Here is a 15,342-nt window from a genome sequence, read left to right on the forward strand (position 1 = left end):
ATACAGCCGTTGAGCGTATCCCGCAGCAAGGTCAGCTGATTGATTCGCTCATCCAGCTCCCGGCGCCATTGCGCCGACAACACCTTCCAGTCCGCCGCCGTCGGCGCGCGGTTATCCGGCAGGGTTTTCAACGCCTCGCCAATCTCCGCCAGCGGAATCCCCAAGCGCTGCGCCACTTTGATCAACGCCACCCGCCGCAACACTTCACGCGGATAGCGCCGCTGGTTGCCCTGATTGCGCGTGCTTTTGATCAAACCCCTGGCTTCATAAAAATGCAGCGCCGTGACCGCCACGCCGCTGCGGGCGGCGACCTGGCCGACGGTGAGCTCTTTATGCAGTTGTTGCGAGGTGATCATGTGAAAAATGTCCCTTGACCTCTAGTTAACTCGAGGTTTTACCCTGCAGGCCTTCGGATCGCAAGATCCGGCTTACACGTCAGTGGGGACTCTTCATGCAAGCGCCAGAGAAAAATCGCAGCTTCACCCAATTGATCGAATTCGAGATCGAACCCCATCAACAGTCCGCCCTGGTGTCGGCGCTGTCGTTACAGACCGAACGCCTGGCTCAGCGTTACAGCGGTTTTCTCAGTGCGAGCATCCAGGCCAGCGACGATGGCCGGCGGGTGCTCAATTACCTGCAATGGCAAACGCGTGAGGCGGGGGAAGCCGCGTTTCAGGGTTTTGAAAGCGGCGAGCAGGATTTCTGGCAGCTGATCCGCGCCCATCAGGCGAAAACCGTGACGTTCGGCTCGTTCCAGGTGCTGCACAGCCTGGAACGCAGCCACGACAACGCGCTGCATTGCAATTTAGTGGGCTAAATCGACAGCTGCATCAAGCGCTCGCCCTGCACGTTTTCCGTGGGCCGGCGCTTGTTCACCGCCAGCTCACCGATCTTGATCAGGCGCGTGCGCGTCACGTTGCGGCTCAAGCCCAGCAGTGCGGCGGTGTGCACCTGGTTGTAATGGCTGAAACGGTAAGCCGCGCGCAGCAAGGCGTCCTCGACTTTCTCGTGCAGCGCGCCGGCCTGTTCTTCGAACAGCTTTTGAAACGCGCGGTCGAGCAAGGCTTCCGGTGAATCGTCGAGCTGGCTGTGATAGTCGTCCTGACGCTCGATGCGCATGTTCGACAGGCGCAGGTCATCGCGCTCGATCACGCCGTTACGGCAGATCAGCAAGGTGTGGTGAATGACGTTTTCCAGTTCGCGGATGTTGCCCGGCCAACTGTAACTGCGCAGTTTCAGTTCGGCTTCCTTGCTGATGGTGATGGTGCCGTAGCCGAGGCGCTGACTGTAGGCTTCGACGAAGTGACGGGTCAGCGGCAGGATGTCCCCGGGGCGATCACGCAGCGGGCTCAGTTCCAGGCTGACCACATCGAGGCGGTAATACAGATCCTCGCGGAAATGCCCGGCGTTGATGGCTTTTTCCAGTTGCACGTTGGTTGCCGCCAGTACGCGCACGTTGATCGGAATGCTTTTGCGCGAACCCAGGCGCACCACTTCGCGCTCCTGCAACACTCGCAGCAACTTCACCTGAATCGCCATCGGCAGATCACCGATTTCATCGAGGAACAAGGTGCCGCCGTCGGCCTCTTCGAACCAGCCGGCCTTGGCGCTCAAGGCACCGGTGAACGCGCCTTTTTCGTGGCCGAACAACTCGGCCTCGACCAGGGATTCGGAGAACGCGCCGCAGTTCACCGCCACAAACGGGCGGTTGCGTCGGGCGCTGAGGTTGTGGATATGCCGCGCCACCAGCTCCTTGCCGGTGCCGGTTTCGCCGATGATCAGCACGCTGGCTTCACTCGGCGCGACCTGTTGCAAATGCGCGAGCAAGGCCTGGGATTTCGGGTCTTCGAATACTTGCGCGGTGGCGCGGATCGACGTGGCCAGGGCGGGCGAGGGCGGTAAGGTCAGCAGTTGCATGGGGCAGGCTCCATGAGAAGGCTATGAATAGAAAGTCGGAATCGGCAGGGACTGGTTCAACGCCCAGTCGCCCAGTTCATGGAGTTTGTAATCCACCGGGTCGTGCAGGGTTTGCGTACGCAGGTTGCGCCAGTGACGGTCCAGGCGCAGCGAGGCGTGAGTCGAGCGCGCGCCGGTCACTTCGAACAGCCGGCTACAGAGTTCGAGGCCGTTGCGCGTGGCGGCGACCTTGGCCGTGGCGATTGCGGTGGCGAGGTGTCCACGTTCTTCGGCGCTGAGGTTCGGGCCTTTCGCCCAGGCCTTGTCGAGCAGGTCGGCGGCGCGTTCCACCAGCAAACGAACGCCTTCGAGCGCGACCCAGAATTCGCCGTAATGGCCGAGCACGTACGGGTCCTGACGCACATCCTGAGCGCTGGATTTATGCCACGGGCGGGTTTCGGTGAGGGTGTATTGCCGCGCCTCTTCAAAGGCACCTTCGGCGATGCCGAGGAACATGTGCGTAAAAGTAAGCTGCGCGATCAATGGCCGCAGGCAGGCGAACGGTGTGCTCAGCGGCCCCGGGTCGAGCAGCAATTCCGACTCTTCGACCCGCACCCGTTCGAACGAAGCGCTGCCGCTGTCGGTCTGGCGCTGGCCCATGTTGTTCCAGTCGTTGTGCAGGGTGATGCCGCTGCGGCCGCTGGGGATGGCCGCGATCAACAGCTTGCCGCCGGCGCTTTCATCCACTGCCGAGGCGATCAGCATTTCCGAATCGCTGGCGCCGGAGCAGAAACTTTTCTTGCCGGAAAACTCGCGCCAGCCACCGAGTTTTTTCACCACGGTGCGGGTGTCCAGCGGATTGAGGGCATTGCCCCAGAACCAGTTCTTGCGCGCGGTCTGTTCGAACCACGGCTGCCACTGCTCGGGTCGGGCGAACAGGCGCACGGTGGCGAGCATCAGGTGATGAAAACCGAAGACGTGGGCAATCGAACTGTCGACCTTGGCGAACTCGCGCACGATGGTCAGGGTTTCACTCCAGCTGGCGCCGAGGCCGCCGTACTGGGTGGGAATGCTCAACGCGAGCAGACCGCTTTGGCGCAGGGCGTCACGCTCGGCTTTCGGCGTACCGCCACGTTCGTCGCGCTCGACCGCGGTCAAGGCAAACTCGGCGGCCAACTGGCGGGCGGTTTGCAGGGGGGATAACAGGGCGCTTAGCGGCTTGGCAGTCACGCGGGGTTCCTCAATAAATTCAACACCGTCCCCTGTAGGAGCGAGGCTTGCCCGCGAAGAACGATGACGCGATGCATCGGATAGACCGCAGCGCTTTCTTCGCGGGCAAGCCTCGCTCCTACAGGTAGTAGGTGGGTCAGGCTGTGGCTTTGGCGGGCAGCACATCATTGGCGATCATTTCGCCAAACGGCCCGGTGAGGTTGGTCACGCCACGCCCCGCCAGGCTTGCGTACGGTTCAGGCAACAGCGGGAACACCAGCTCGGCAAAGCGATACGCCTCTTCAAGGTGCGGATAACCGGAGAAGATAAAGCTCTCGATCCCCAGGTCCGCGTACTCCTTGATCCGCGCCGCCACTTGCTGCGGGTCACCCACCAGCGCCGTGCCGGCACCGCCGCGCACCAGGCCGACACCGGCCCATAGGTTGGGGGCGATTTCCAGGTTGTCGCGACGTCCGTCATGCAACGCCGCCATGCGCCGCTGGCCTTCGGAGTCAAAACGCGAGAACGACTTTTGCGCGGCAGCGATGGTCTCGTCGCTGATGTGTTCGATCAGTTTGTCGGCGGCTTTCCACGCCTCCTCGGCCGTCTCGCGAACGATCACGTGCAAGCGAATGCCGAACTTCACCGTGCGCCCGTTGCGTGCTGCGCGCTCACGCACATCAGCGAGTTTTTCCGCGACGGCGGCCGGTGGTTCGCCCCAGGTCAGATAGACATCGACCTGCTCGGCGGCGAGTTCATGGGCGGCTTCAGACGAACCACCGAAGTACAACGGTGGATAGGGTTTCTGCACCGGCGGATAAAGGGCCTTGGCGTTTTGCACTTGCAGGTGTTTGCCTTCGAAGTCCACCGCTTCGCCTTGCAGCACGCGACGCCAGATCTGCAGGAATTCGTCGGTGACTTCATAACGCTCGCTGTGATCGAGGAAGATCCCGTCGCCACGGTTTTCGTCCGGGTCGCCACCGGTCACCACGTTGATCAGCAAGCGGCCGTTGGACAGACGATCCAAAGTCGCGGCCATGCGCGCCGAGACGGTTGGCGAAATAATCCCCGGACGAATCGCCACCAGATAACGCAGGCGTTCGGTCAACGGCACCAGCGCCGAAGCGATGACCCACGAATCCTCGCAGGAACGCCCGGTGGGAATCAGCACGCCGTGATAACCGAGGCTGTCGGCGGCCTGCGCGACTTGTTTCAGATAGTTGAGCGTCACCGGGCGAGCGCCCTGGGTGGTGCCCAGGTAATGGCCATCGCCGTGGGTCGGCAGAAACCAGAAAACATCCATGAAAAGATCCTTAAGCGATTTTCAGCAGATTTTTGGGGTGCACGCCGAACAACGGCGCGGCGCGTTCTGCAGCAAGGCGAATGCGGGCCTTCAAGGGCTCACTGGTTATTTGGTAATTGGCGAAATCGGCTTCGGTGGCGTAGACGCCGATCGGCAGGGTCAGCGCCTGGAAGAAACTGAACAGCGGGCGCAGTTGGTGATCGAGCACCAGCGCATGCCGTTCGCTGCCACCGGTGGCGGCGAGCAGCACCGGCGTATTGATCAGCGCGTTCAAGTCGATCAGGTCGAAGAGGTGTTTAAGCAGGCCCGGATAGGAGCCGCGATAAACCGGCGCGGCGACGATCAGCAGGTCAGCGTTTTCGATGGCTTGCAGCTCGGCTTCGATGTCGGCGCTCAGTTCCTGGCGCGACAGGGCCGCGCCCAGTGGCCGGGCGATGTCGCCCAGTTCGATCAGCTTGCTCTCGATCGGCAATTGCCCGGCCAGTTCGGCCAACAGCGCTTGGGTCAGCACCAACGTGCGGGACGGACGCCAGGTACCGCCGGAGAGGGCAACGACTTTCAATGGACGCGACATGATCAGTTCCTTTTTAAACAGTTGCTCAGCGAGCAGTGAGTAGTGAGTAGTCACAGGGCTTGAGCAAGAGCTGTACCAATCCTTCGAGCCCACGATTTACGTGGCTTGCAGCGCATTGATGACTGCGTGCTGTTCGATTTTAAGGACTGTTTGTTGAATGACTGTTGCCTGGCAAACAGTTGCGTGGGCAACAGTTGTGTAAGGCGATAGGGTTGTTATAAAGGCTGTTTGTTATTCCTCAAAAGATCATTGCAAGATATTTATAGATCATTAAGAAATATGCACGCCCCTTGTAGGAGCCGGCTTGCCGGCGATGAAGCCCGAGAGTCATACGGTGTTCTTACGGTCGTCATCGCCGGCAAGCCGGCTCCTACAAGGTGGGGTAATTCGGCTTCAATACCCACTATCGAGAGCGTTGATTTCTGCCCATCCAAAGGCGCGAGTAGCCTGTGTTCATTGCCCCGAACCCAGATGCCAGGACGCCAGACCATGAAACCTCTACTCGCCACTTTCCTGATGCTCGCCGTCTCCGTTCTCGCCGGATGTGCCAGCCACGTATCCCCGGAACTGCGGCCCTACACCGCCGAGGAAACCCGTGAACTGGCAATGGAATCGCTGAATCGTCGCGGTTTGTCCTTCGATGAATACCACGCGAAAAAAGCTGAATTGCTCGGTCAGCCACAGAAATCCTTCAGCTTCGACAAACAAGGCGAAATGAACGCCGAGCGCACTGTTCAACTGCACGGTCGCCCAAGCTGAGCGACTGTACTGCTCGAAGTTTCACCCAACTGTCCATGGGTTTCCCGGCAGGCGTGCGATAGGGTCAATACCTGAATGACCCTGACGGACTGCCACCAATGACGCTCTCGCTCGATCTGCTGCTGGGTTTCGCCCTGTTCGCTCTCGTTACCTCGATCACCCCCGGCCCGAACAACACGATGTTGCTGGCATCGGGCGTGAACTTCGGCTTTAACCGCACCATCCCCCACATGCTTGGCATTACCTGCGGGTTCTTCGTCCTGGTGGTGGCGGTGGGTTTTGGTCTGGGTGCAGTGTTTCAAAGCTATCCGTTGCTCTACACCGTGCTGCGCTACGTTGGCGCGGCGTATTTGCTGTACCTGGCGTGGAAAATCGCGCATTCCGGTCCGGTATCCGACGGCGAGAACGGTGAAAGCAAACCGATCAGCTACCTCGGCGCGGCCGCATTCCAGTGGGTCAACCCCAAGGCCTGGATCATGGCCATCGGTGCAATCAGCACCTACACGCCGATGCAGGGCTATTTCACCAACGTCATCGTGATTGCGGCGGTTTTCGCCCTGATCAACCTGCCGAGCGTCGGTGTCTGGGCCGCGTGCGGCACGCTGCTGCGCAACGTGCTCAAGGACCGCCGCTGGTTGCGCGTGTTCAATTGGGGCATGGCCGCGTTGCTGGTGGTTTCGCTGTATCCGTTGATGCTGGAAAGCTTTAGCTGACGCATTGCTTCAACCGGTTGCCCGATGCCTGTTAAGCTCGACTTCAGGAGCGTTCCTACGCACTTTCAAGTGAAGTCGTACTTTCTTAACGCATCCGATCAGGTATTGCTGGTGCACGGGTTGCCAGCACCTGATCCCGGAACAAGCTCTGCGAGTCTTTTATGAATAAACGTCCGTTGTATTTCGACTACGCCGCCACCACGCCGGTGGACGAGCGGGTCATCAAGGTCATGGTCGAGTGTCTGGGGTTTGCCGGGAACTTCGGCAATCCTGCGTCCAGCTCCCATGCATTCGGCCAACAGGCCCGGCAATCGGTCGAGCAGGCGCGACAGCAAGTCGCCCAACTGGTGGGGGCGCAAGCCGACCAGATCGTCTGGACCTCCGGCGCCACCGAATCGAATAACCTCGCCCTCAAGGGCGTGGCCCAGGCTCGCGGAGTGTCCGGCGGGCACATCATCACCAGCCAGATCGAACACAAGGCGATTCTCGACACCGCAAGGCAATTGCAGGATGCCGGTGTTGCCGTGACGTATCTGGTGCCCGACGCGCAAGGTCTGATTACCCCGCAAGCGGTCAGCGAAGCGATGCGCGAGGACACCTTTCTGGTGTCGCTGATGCTGGTCAACAACGAGTTGGGCACGGTCAATGACATCGCCGCCATCGGCGAGGTCGTGCGGGCCCGCGAGGCGTTGTTCCATGTCGATGCGGCCCAGGGCGCGGGGAAAGTGGCCATCGACCTGGCGCAATTGCCGGTGGACCTGATGTCGTTCTCGGCGCACAAGATCTACGGTCCCAAAGGCATCGGCGCGCTGTATGTCGGGCCTCGCGCGCAACAGCGTTTGCAGGCGCAGATTCACGGGGGCGGCCATGAAGGTGGCTTGCGTTCCGGGACCCTGGCGACTCACCAGATTGCCGCCATGGGCGTGGCGTTCGCCTTGGCCGCGCAACTGTTCGATGAAGAGAAAGCCACGATTGCGCGCCTGCGCGAGCGCTTGCTCGAACACCTGTCGGGCATTCCCGGCGTGCGCCTCAATGGCAGCGCGACCCAGCGCATCCCTCATACTTTGAGCCTGACCTTCAGTGAAGGCGAGTTCAACTCCGCGGCGTTGAGCGCATCGATTGCGTTTTCTGCGACCTCGGCCTGTAATTCCGCGAGCAATGCGCCGTCTCATGTGCTGCTGGCACTGGGGCATGACGCCCGCTCGGCGAGCCGCACCATTCGCTTGAGCCTGGGGCGTTTCACTACCGAGCAGGACATCGACCAGGCGGCACAACTGATTAAAGCGGCCTGCGCCAGTGCCCCGGCATTCTGGCAATAAGGCCTTAAGTGCCGACGTTGATCGGCACTCAACAATAATGATGAAGTGATTAGCAGGAGACATGATGAGTACGCAGCCTTCGATCAATGGATCGGTGCCCGAGCGCCTGGCGCACACCCGCGAGCTGATGAGCCGGGAGGGCATTCACGCCCTGCTGGTGCCGTCGGCCGATCCGCACCTGTCGGAATACCTGCCGGGCTACTGGCAAGGACGGCAATGGCTGTCGGGCTTTCATGGCTCGGTGGGCACGCTGATCGTCACGCCGGATTTCGCCGGTGTCTGGGCCGACAGCCGTTATTGGGAGCAAGCGACCAAGGAGCTTAAAGGCAGCGGCATCGAACTGGTCAAGCTGCAACCGGGTCAACCCAGCCCGCTGGACTGGCTGGCCGAGCAAACCCCTGAAGGCGGCGTCGTCGCGGTAGACGGTGCGGTGATGGCCGTGGCCTCGGCACGTACGTTGGGTAGCAAGCTCGAAGAGCGCGGCGCCCGTCTGCGCACCGACATCGATCTGTTGAGCGAAGTCTGGAGCGATCGTCCGACGCTGCCGAACGAGCCGGTCTATCAGCACCTGCCGCCTCAGGCGACGGTCAGCCGTGGCGAAAAACTCGCCAACCTGCGTGAGGTGTTGAAAGAGCGTGGCGCCGACTGGCATTTCATTGCCACCCTCGACGACATCGCCTGGCTGTTCAACCTGCGCGGCGGCGATGTGTCGTTCAACCCGGTGTTTGTCTCTTTCGCCTTGATCAGCCAACAACAGGCAACCCTGTTCGTGGCCTTGAGCAAAGTCAGCGCCGAGCTGCGTGCGGTCCTCGAACAGGACGGCGTGACCCTGCGCGATTACAGCGAAGTGGCCGACGCTTTGCGCGCAGTGCCGAGCGGCGCGAGCCTGCAAGTCGATCCGGCACGCGTCACCGCCGGTTTGCTGGATAACCTGAACAGCGGCGTGAAACTGGTCGAAGGCCTGAACCCGACGACATTGGCCAAATCGCAGAAAAGCCTGGCCGATGCCGAGCACATCCGTCAGGCCATGGAGCAGGACGGCGCGGCGCTGTGCGAATTCTTCGCCTGGCTGGAGTCGGCGTGGGGCCGCGAACGCATCACCGAACTGACCATCGACGAACACCTGACCGCAGCGCGTACGCGCCGTCCGGATTACGTGTCGCTGAGTTTCAACACCATTGCCGCGTTCAACGCCAACGGGGCGATGCCGCATTACCACGCGACCGAAGAAGAGCACGCGGTGATCGAGGGCGACGGTCTGTTGCTGATCGACTCCGGCGGCCAATACCTGGGCGGCACCACCGACATCACGCGGATGGTGCCGGTCGGTACGCCAACCGCTGAGCAGAAGCGCGATTGCACACGTGTGCTCAAAGGCGTCATTGCGCTGTCCCGTGCGCAATTCCCTCGGGGCATTTTGTCGCCGTTGCTGGACGCCATCGCCCGTGCGCCGATCTGGGCGGAAAACGTTGATTACGGTCACGGCACCGGTCACGGCGTCGGCTACTTCCTCAACGTTCACGAAGGCCCGCAAGTGATTGCCTATCAAGCTGTTGCTGCGCCGCAAACCGCGATGCAGCCGGGCATGATCACTTCCATCGAACCGGGCACCTACCGTCCGGGTCGCTGGGGCGTGCGGATCGAGAACCTGGTGTTGAACCGTGAAGCGGGCAAGAGCGAATTCGGTGAGTTCCTGAAATTCGAAACCCTGACCTTGTGCCCGATCGACACGCGCTGCCTGGAGCCGTCGTTGCTGACTCAGGACGAAAAACAGTGGTTCAACGCGTATCACGCCGAAGTGCGCGAACGCTTGAGCCCGCTGGTCGACGGTGCAGCCCTTGAGTGGCTGAACACTCGAACTGCTGCTATCTGATCGGCTTGAGTTCAGGCGCTGCTTCCAGCGCCTGGCTCATGTAGTCGACAAAGGCTTTGACCCTGGCGGATTGGCGACGATTCGCCGGGGACACAGCATGCATCGGCAGTGACTGCGCGGTGTAGTCCTGCAAAATCGCGGTCACTCGCCCGGCTTTCAAGTCTTCGCTGAACAGCCACACCGGCGACAACGCAATCCCCAGTCCCCCCAACACCATCTCGCGGATTGCCTCCGAGTTGTTGCTTTGCGCATTGCCCTTGATCCGCACCTCGTGGCGTTGATTGTTTTTCTCGAAAACCCATAAATTCTGGCTGTTCAACAGATTGAACTGCAGGCAGTTGTGCCCGCCCAGTTCTGCCGGCGTGTGCGGCCGGCCGTGTTTTTTGAGGTAGGCCGGCGCTGCGACAGTTACGCGGTGGGTGGTGCCGATGTGGCGGGCGATCAGGCCGCTGTCATTCAGTTCGCCGATTCTGAAGGTGACGTCCAGTCCTTCGCTGACCAGGTCCTGGTTTTGATCACTCAGTTGCAGGTCGATTTCTATGCCGGGATGGCGCTCAAGGAATTGCGCCAGTCGTGGAGCAATCTGCAAACGCCCGAAGCTGACCGAGGAGCCGATGCGCAGGTGACCGGCAATGCGCTCCTTGCCGGACTGGAAACTGTGCTCGGCCGCATCGACGGCCGCGAGGATTTGTCGACATTCGTTGTAGTACCGCTGGCCTTCATCCGTCAGGGAAAGCTGGCGGGTGCTGCGTGCAATCAGTTTTCCGCCCAGCCCGGTCTCCAGCGCCTTGAGTACTTTGCTGATGGTGGGCTGGCTGGTCTGCATCTCTCGGGCAACCGCAGAAAAGCTGCCGCGTTCGACGACCCTTACGAAGATCGCCATTGCATTGAGTTTGTCCACGGGGAGTTCTCATTGATGCCGGATAGGCATGGTCACTATAGCTATTTAGCGTCTTATCAGCATGAGTTGGTTGACCGAAGATTTATCCCACAGCCACCTCTGACGGAAATATGCGAAATGACTGACTCACTTGAAATGCGCGCTCTGATTGTCGACTCGGCCAACGCGCCGCTACGCTTGGTTTCCATTCAACGACCGGTGCCTGAAGCAGGGCAGGTATTGGTCCGGATCAAAGCCAGCGGGGTAAATCCACTGGACGGGAAAATCCGTTCGGGCCAGGCCGCCCATGCACGTCAGTCATTGCCGGCGGTGTTGGGCATTGATCTGGCGGGAACCATCGAGGCGTTGGGGGAGGGGGTCAGTGGATGGCTACCGGGCGATGAGGTTTATGCCATGGCCACCGGCATTGGCGGGGCGCAGGGTTCGTTGGCGGAGTACGCAGCAATCGATGCCAGACTGCTGGCGCGCAAGCCAGGCAATTTGAGTATGCGTGAGGCGGCGGGGTTGCCGTTGGTGTTGATTACGGCGTGGGAAGGGTTGGTGGACCGGGCGCGGGTGCGTGCGGGGCAGAAGGTGCTGATTCATGGCGGTGCGGGTGGTGTGGGGCATGTGGCGGTGCAAATAGCCCGCGCCTTCGGTGCCCAGGTGTTTGCCACCGGTTCTGCCAGGCATCAGGCAATCATCGAAGGCTTCGGTGCGACGTTTATCGACTATCGCCAGTCTTCGGTCGAGGAATATGTAGCGCAACACACGGATGGGGAGGGCTTCGATATCGTCTACGACACGGTGGGCGGTGAGACACTGGATGCGTCATTCAAGGCTGTACGGGTTTATCACGGTCATGTGTTGAGTTGCCTCGGTTGGGGGCAGCACAGTTTGGCGCCGCTCTCGTTTCGTGGCGCAACCTATTCCGGCGTATTTACGTTATTGCCGTTACTCACCGGCGTGGGGCGCGAGCGTCACGGGGAGATTCTTCGTGAGGCGGCTCTCTTGATCGAGGCGGGCAAGCTGAAGCCGATAATGGATCCTCGGGCGTTCACTCTGCAAACCGCCGAGGCCGCCCATGAGCTGCAGTTTTGCGGAGCGGCTCAGGGGCGGTTGGTCATCGAGATTTAACGCAGGGCTTCAATCACGAAGTCCAGTCGATCCTGGCCGAAGAACAGCTGGTTATCGATGAACATGCTGGGGGCGCCGAACACGCCGCGTTGCACCGCTTTCTCGGTGTTGTCCTTGAGCGCGGCCTTAACGTCTTCATCGGCAGTCAGGGCCAGCACTTCGTTGGGGTCAAAGCCGTTCTGCGTCAACACTGAAGCGACGGTCGCCGGGTCATCGAGGCTGCGTCCCTCGACCCAAAGCGCTTTAAACAGGCAGTCGATGAATGCCTGGAAGCGTTCGGGATGACGTAACTGCATGCCAGTGACGGCGCGCATCAGCATCAATGTATTAATGGGAAAGTGCGGATTGAACTTCAGTGGCACGCCATAACGTTTGGCGTAGCGGTCCAGGTCCTGAAACATATAGAGGCCCTTGGCCGGAATGGTCGCGGGGGAAGCGTTGCCGGTGGCTTTGAAAACGCCGCCCAGCAGCATCGGGATGTAGACCAGTCGGCTGTCTGTCTGCTCGCAGATTTTCGGCAGTTGGGTATAGGCCAGGTAGGTGGCAGGGCTGCCGAGGTCGAAGTAGAACTCAACGGTTTTGCTCATGTTCAATGCGCTCTGTTTATTGTTATTGGGGAGGGCTTACCAGCGTTCGCTCCATGGGCGTAGGTCCAGCTCGAATGTCCAGGCGTCACGGGGCTGACTGTGCAGGTACCAGTAGTTTTCGGCGATGTGTTCGGGATTGAGGATGCCATCCTGATCCTTGGTGGCGTACTTCTCGGGAAAGGTGTTGCGGATAAAGTCAGTATCGATAGCGCCGTCGACGACGACGTGGGCGACGTGAATATTCATCGGCCCCAGTTCGCGGGCCATGCTTTGAGCCAGTGCGCGAATGCCGTGCTTGGCACCGGCGAATGCTGCAAATCCGGCGGCACCCCGCAGACCGGCAGTCGCGCCGGTAAACAGAATCGTACCCCGCTGACGCTTGGCCATGCGCTTGGCCACTTCACGGGCATTGAGAAAGCCTGAGAAACAGGCCATTTCCCAAATCTTGAAATACTTGCGAGCGGTTTCTTCGAGAATGCTGCACGGCACATTGGCGCCGATGTTGAACACAAATGCTTCGATAGGGCCGATCTGGCTTTCAATCTGCTCGACCAGCGCAATCACGTCCTCTTCCTTGCGCGCATCACAGGCAAAACCATGGGCTTCACCGCCCTCGGCCTTGATGGCGTCCACCAATGGCTGGAGTTTGTCCGCACTGCGCCGGGTGACACAGGCGACAAATCCTTCTTGAGCAAAACGTTTGGCAATAGCTCCACCAGTAGCATCACCGGCGCCGACAACCAGTACGACCTTCTTATTATTCATGAGGTGCTCTCTTTGCTAAACGATCGTTAACTAAACGAACGTTATGCTACGATTCGGCAGGCGTCAAGATGATCAATACAGAGGGCAAGGCAATGCGTTACTCGGCCAATCACAAACTGGAAACCAAACAGAAGCTGCTGGAAAGCAGTGCGTTGTCGGCGAAGAAGTCGGGTTTCGCAACAGTCGGTGTCGATGCCTTGATGAAGGCTATCGGCTTGAGTGGAGGGGCTTTCTACAGCCACTTTTCATCGAAGGATGAGCTGTTCGCTTCAATTGTCGAGCGTGAGCTGGTTCAAAGTCTGGAGCGATTGGGGGCGGATCAGGACCGTGACAGGCTCGAGCGTTGCCTGAAGCATTATTTGAGCATGTCCCATGTCGAACACCCGGAGTCGGGTTGCGCCTTGCCGGCATTGGGCGCCGAAATAGCCCGTTCAGAAGTGCTGGTCCGGCAGCAGGCGGAGAACTGGATTTGTCGGCTACAAGAGAGTTGGGCGCGGATTCTGGAGAGCGACAGCCTGGCATGGGCGATTCTGTCGCAATGCATCGGTGCGTTGGTTGTGGCGCGAATGCTCGCCACCCCTGACATCCAGCGCACGGTACTGAAGTCCAGTTACGATGAGATCAGCCGTCAGATCGCCGGCCCGCGGACCTGAAGAGACGGCCTATTTGCAGATGACGATCATGCTGCGGCTGGTATAGCCGGCCGGGTTGAGACCAAACGGATAATCGCCAGGTTCTTCCACGCCATCCCCTGATTTCGCGATGACCTTGTATCCCTTGGGCGCACAGGAGTTGGCTGCGCTGGTGTAGCACTTGTCCCAGGATGACGACAGCCCGGAACAGTTGATATGCAATCCTTTCTTGCCACGTTTGGTATGAGTTTCCGAAGTCGCCGCGCAGCCCGCAATTGCAAGTATGGCGATCAGTATCAAAATTCGTTTCATTGCTGTCCTTATAGCGTCCCCGGATCTTTGCGCCCGGGTCTGGCCGTGTTCGCTTTAGCTTGAAGCGTTCTTATATCCCTATCGTGAAAAATCCATGTCTGACACTGGGTTACGGGCCTAAACATGGCCTAATTGCGCGGTAAATACCAGACCTTCGTCAAATCCTGTATTAATCCGCGGCAACCGCAGGTTTGCCGGCACCGCCCATGGTCATGGTCGCGCCGACGGAAGCCAGAATGATGCAGATGATAGCCATCCACTGTGACAGTGAGAGGTATTCATGGAGGAACAACAGACCTGACAGGGCACCGACCGCGGGCTCAATACTCATCAGCGTGCCGAAGGTGCGGGCTGGCATTCGGGTCAGGGCGACCATCTCCAGCGTATAGGGCAGGGCAGTGGATAACAGGGCGACGCCGATCGCTATGGGAATCAGTGATGGCGTCAGCAGCGCGGCGCCGGCATGCACAATACCGATAGGCGCTACGAACAGTGCGGCAATCATGACGCCCAGTGCAGCAGTCTGTACGCCATTGTCTGCACCGGCCTTCTGGCCGAATAGAATGTACAACGCCCAGCAGACTCCGGCCCCCAAGGCATAACCCGCACCGACCAGATCGATACCGGCAGTCGTGGCTCCCGTGGGTATCAATAACAGCAACCCGATGGCGGCCAGTGCGATCCATAAAAAGTCGATCGCGCGACGTGAGGCATAAATAGCAACCGCCAGCGGCCCGGTGAACTCCAGCGCTACCGCGATTCCCAATGGGACTGTGCGTAGGGACATATAGAAGAGGAAGTTCATGCCGCCGAGTGCCATCCCGTAGACAATGACCGTGCGCAAGGATTTCGCGGTGAGCTTCGCACGCCATGGGCGCAGCAGTATCAGCATGATTACGCTGGCGAAAATCAACCGCAAGGTCGTTGTCCCCTGCGCACCGATAACCGGGAACATGCTTTTGGCCAGGGAGGCTCCGGACTGGATCGACGCCATGGCTATCAATAGCAGGCCAACCGAGAACAGGGTCGAGGCAAGGCTGCGGGGGTGGTCATTCATTGCGTGGCATCGTCCAAGGCAGGAAACGAACGTATTGTTCTAGTGTTGGGCAATATACTGCGCATTCAAGGTGTTCGCGTCTATATATAAGCAGTGATTTTGAGCATCCTGATAGAAAGGCTAAATTAGGGGTTGACGGCAGATTCTGGAAGTCTATAATTCGCCCCACTTCCGGCGCAGTCGAAACGGAAAACTCCTTGGTAAACAAAGAGTTACACAGTTTTCGACAGCGAGTTGCTTCAGATCATCGAAGCCCAGAAGGAGTTGAAAGAGCGGTGTTGTGTGGCTCTTTTGACGGTTCGATCTTCTCGGTCGAAAGCGGAGAA

The 15,342-nt window shown here is 59.7% G+C and carries 17 protein-coding genes; 7 read left to right on the forward strand and 10 right to left on the reverse strand.

Annotation, left to right across the window (positions count from 1 at the left end; translation table 11 throughout):
• On the reverse strand, window positions 1–356 hold a 356-nt coding region (soxR, locus tag J4E42_RS28940), incomplete at its 3' end, for a redox-sensitive transcriptional activator SoxR (protein WP_207286743.1).
• 95 nt (window positions 357–451) lie between these two features.
• Between soxR and J4E42_RS28945 the strand changes: the two genes are divergently transcribed.
• The gene (locus J4E42_RS28945; protein ID WP_207286744.1) at window positions 452–817 is read left to right on the forward strand and encodes an antibiotic biosynthesis monooxygenase; all 366 of its coding nucleotides are present in this window, start codon (window positions 452–454) and stop codon (window positions 815–817) included.
• On the opposite strand, the gene J4E42_RS28950 is transcribed toward J4E42_RS28945, so the two are convergent.
• The 4 genes from J4E42_RS28950 to msuE all read right to left on the reverse strand — a co-directional run bounded on the left by J4E42_RS28950 (window position 814) and on the right by msuE (window position 4,982).
• Window positions 814–1,917: a sigma-54-dependent Fis family transcriptional regulator gene (locus tag J4E42_RS28950; protein WP_008032617.1), complete on the reverse strand. Its 1,104-nt coding sequence runs from the start codon at window positions 1,915–1,917 to the stop codon at window positions 814–816. The genes J4E42_RS28945 and J4E42_RS28950 overlap by 4 nt on opposite strands.
• Before the next feature lie 21 nt (window positions 1,918–1,938).
• Window positions 1,939–3,126: an acyl-CoA dehydrogenase family protein gene (locus tag J4E42_RS28955; protein ID WP_032829030.1), complete on the reverse strand. Its 1,188-nt coding sequence runs from the start codon at window positions 3,124–3,126 to the stop codon at window positions 1,939–1,941.
• A gap of 136 nt (window positions 3,127–3,262) precedes the next feature.
• Window positions 3,263–4,408, reverse strand: coding sequence for an FMNH2-dependent alkanesulfonate monooxygenase (ssuD, locus tag J4E42_RS28960; protein ID WP_008032614.1), 1,146 nt, complete (start codon window positions 4,406–4,408; stop codon window positions 3,263–3,265).
• 10 nt (window positions 4,409–4,418) lie between these two features.
• Window positions 4,419–4,982, reverse strand: a complete 564-nt coding sequence (gene msuE / locus J4E42_RS28965; RefSeq protein WP_008032612.1) for an FMN reductase — start codon at window positions 4,980–4,982, stop codon at window positions 4,419–4,421.
• A gap of 489 nt (window positions 4,983–5,471) precedes the next feature.
• Here msuE and J4E42_RS28970 point away from each other — a divergent pair, with 489 nt between their 5' ends.
• The 4 genes from J4E42_RS28970 (at window position 5,472) to J4E42_RS28985 (ending at window position 9,646) form a co-directional block, all read left to right on the forward strand.
• Window positions 5,472–5,741 (forward strand): hypothetical protein, encoded by a 270-nt coding sequence (locus tag J4E42_RS28970; protein WP_207286745.1) that lies wholly within the window; start codon window positions 5,472–5,474, stop codon window positions 5,739–5,741.
• 98 nt (window positions 5,742–5,839) lie between these two features.
• Window positions 5,840–6,454 (forward strand): LysE family translocator, encoded by a 615-nt coding sequence (locus tag J4E42_RS28975; RefSeq protein ID WP_008032608.1) that lies wholly within the window; start codon window positions 5,840–5,842, stop codon window positions 6,452–6,454.
• A 161-nt stretch (window positions 6,455–6,615) separates the two neighbouring features.
• Window positions 6,616–7,773: a cysteine desulfurase family protein gene (locus J4E42_RS28980; protein ID WP_207286746.1), complete on the forward strand. Its 1,158-nt coding sequence runs from the start codon at window positions 6,616–6,618 to the stop codon at window positions 7,771–7,773.
• A 64-nt stretch (window positions 7,774–7,837) separates the two neighbouring features.
• Window positions 7,838–9,646, forward strand: coding sequence for an aminopeptidase P family protein (locus tag J4E42_RS28985; RefSeq protein ID WP_207286747.1), 1,809 nt, complete (start codon window positions 7,838–7,840; stop codon window positions 9,644–9,646).
• On the opposite strand, the gene J4E42_RS28990 is transcribed toward J4E42_RS28985, so the two are convergent.
• Window positions 9,639–10,547, reverse strand: a complete 909-nt coding sequence (locus J4E42_RS28990) for a LysR family transcriptional regulator (protein ID WP_310650445.1) — start codon at window positions 10,545–10,547, stop codon at window positions 9,639–9,641. The genes J4E42_RS28985 and J4E42_RS28990 overlap by 8 nt on opposite strands.
• 117 nt (window positions 10,548–10,664) lie before the next feature.
• Here J4E42_RS28990 and J4E42_RS28995 point away from each other — a divergent pair, with 117 nt between their 5' ends.
• A complete protein-coding gene (locus tag J4E42_RS28995; RefSeq protein ID WP_207286748.1) occupies window positions 10,665–11,663 on the forward strand; it encodes a zinc-dependent alcohol dehydrogenase family protein in 999 nt (332 codons plus the stop codon).
• Here the strand turns inward: J4E42_RS28995 and J4E42_RS29000 are convergent.
• Together J4E42_RS29000 and J4E42_RS29005 are read right to left on the reverse strand one after the other, a co-directional pair.
• The gene (locus J4E42_RS29000; protein ID WP_008032600.1) at window positions 11,660–12,250 is read right to left on the reverse strand and encodes a 2-hydroxychromene-2-carboxylate isomerase; all 591 of its coding nucleotides are present in this window, start codon (window positions 12,248–12,250) and stop codon (window positions 11,660–11,662) included. The two genes, J4E42_RS28995 and J4E42_RS29000, sit on opposite strands and share 4 nt — an antisense overlap.
• A gap of 36 nt (window positions 12,251–12,286) precedes the next feature.
• Window positions 12,287–13,015 carry an SDR family oxidoreductase gene (locus J4E42_RS29005; RefSeq protein WP_008043009.1) on the reverse strand — a complete coding sequence of 243 codons (729 nt, stop codon included), beginning with the start codon at window positions 13,013–13,015 and terminating at the stop codon, window positions 12,287–12,289.
• A 92-nt stretch (window positions 13,016–13,107) separates the two neighbouring features.
• Here J4E42_RS29005 and J4E42_RS29010 point away from each other — a divergent pair, with 92 nt between their 5' ends.
• On the forward strand, window positions 13,108–13,668 hold the full coding sequence (locus tag J4E42_RS29010; protein WP_207286751.1) for a TetR/AcrR family transcriptional regulator: 561 nt from the start codon (window positions 13,108–13,110) through the stop codon (window positions 13,666–13,668).
• Between the two features lie 9 nt (window positions 13,669–13,677).
• Here the strand turns inward: J4E42_RS29010 and J4E42_RS29015 are convergent, their stop codons facing one another.
• Window positions 13,678–13,959, reverse strand: coding sequence for a hypothetical protein (locus tag J4E42_RS29015; protein ID WP_008032597.1), 282 nt, complete (start codon window positions 13,957–13,959; stop codon window positions 13,678–13,680).
• A gap of 169 nt (window positions 13,960–14,128) precedes the next feature.
• Entirely contained in the window at window positions 14,129–15,016 is an 888-nt protein-coding gene (gene rhtA / locus J4E42_RS29020) for a threonine/homoserine exporter RhtA (RefSeq protein WP_207286749.1), read from the reverse strand.
• Window positions 15,017–15,342 lie beyond the last annotated feature (326 nt).

This window comes from Pseudomonas sp. FW300-N2A2 (assembly GCF_017351735.1).
In the GTDB taxonomy this organism is placed as follows: domain Bacteria; phylum Pseudomonadota; class Gammaproteobacteria; order Pseudomonadales; family Pseudomonadaceae; genus Aquipseudomonas; species Aquipseudomonas migulae.

What these genes read in the sequence shown, in the direction of transcription:
- J4E42_RS29015 (WP_008032597.1), bottom strand. Translation starts at nt 13,959, where the DNA reads ATGAAACGAATTTTGATACTGATCGCCATACTTGCAATTGCGGGCTGC.
- J4E42_RS28945 (WP_207286744.1), top strand. Translation starts at nt 452, where the DNA reads ATGCAAGCGCCAGAGAAAAATCGCAGCTTCACCCAATTGATCGAATTC.
- J4E42_RS29010 (WP_207286751.1), top strand. Translation starts at nt 13,108, where the DNA reads ATGCGTTACTCGGCCAATCACAAACTGGAAACCAAACAGAAGCTGCTG.
- J4E42_RS28970 (WP_207286745.1), top strand. Translation starts at nt 5,472, where the DNA reads ATGAAACCTCTACTCGCCACTTTCCTGATGCTCGCCGTCTCCGTTCTC.
- J4E42_RS28980 (WP_207286746.1), top strand. Translation starts at nt 6,616, where the DNA reads ATGAATAAACGTCCGTTGTATTTCGACTACGCCGCCACCACGCCGGTG.
- ssuD (WP_008032614.1), bottom strand. Translation starts at nt 4,408, where the DNA reads ATGGATGTTTTCTGGTTTCTGCCGACCCACGGCGATGGCCATTACCTG.
- J4E42_RS29000 (WP_008032600.1), bottom strand. Translation starts at nt 12,250, where the DNA reads ATGAGCAAAACCGTTGAGTTCTACTTCGACCTCGGCAGCCCTGCCACC.
- msuE (WP_008032612.1), bottom strand. Translation starts at nt 4,982, where the DNA reads ATGTCGCGTCCATTGAAAGTCGTTGCCCTCTCCGGCGGTACCTGGCGT.
- J4E42_RS28985 (WP_207286747.1), top strand. Translation starts at nt 7,838, where the DNA reads ATGAGTACGCAGCCTTCGATCAATGGATCGGTGCCCGAGCGCCTGGCG.
- J4E42_RS28975 (WP_008032608.1), top strand. Translation starts at nt 5,840, where the DNA reads ATGACGCTCTCGCTCGATCTGCTGCTGGGTTTCGCCCTGTTCGCTCTC.
- J4E42_RS29005 (WP_008043009.1), bottom strand. Translation starts at nt 13,015, where the DNA reads ATGAATAATAAGAAGGTCGTACTGGTTGTCGGCGCCGGTGATGCTACT.
- J4E42_RS28950 (WP_008032617.1), bottom strand. Translation starts at nt 1,917, where the DNA reads ATGCAACTGCTGACCTTACCGCCCTCGCCCGCCCTGGCCACGTCGATC.
- J4E42_RS28995 (WP_207286748.1), top strand. Translation starts at nt 10,665, where the DNA reads ATGACTGACTCACTTGAAATGCGCGCTCTGATTGTCGACTCGGCCAAC.
- rhtA (WP_207286749.1), bottom strand. Translation starts at nt 15,016, where the DNA reads ATGAATGACCACCCCCGCAGCCTTGCCTCGACCCTGTTCTCGGTTGGC.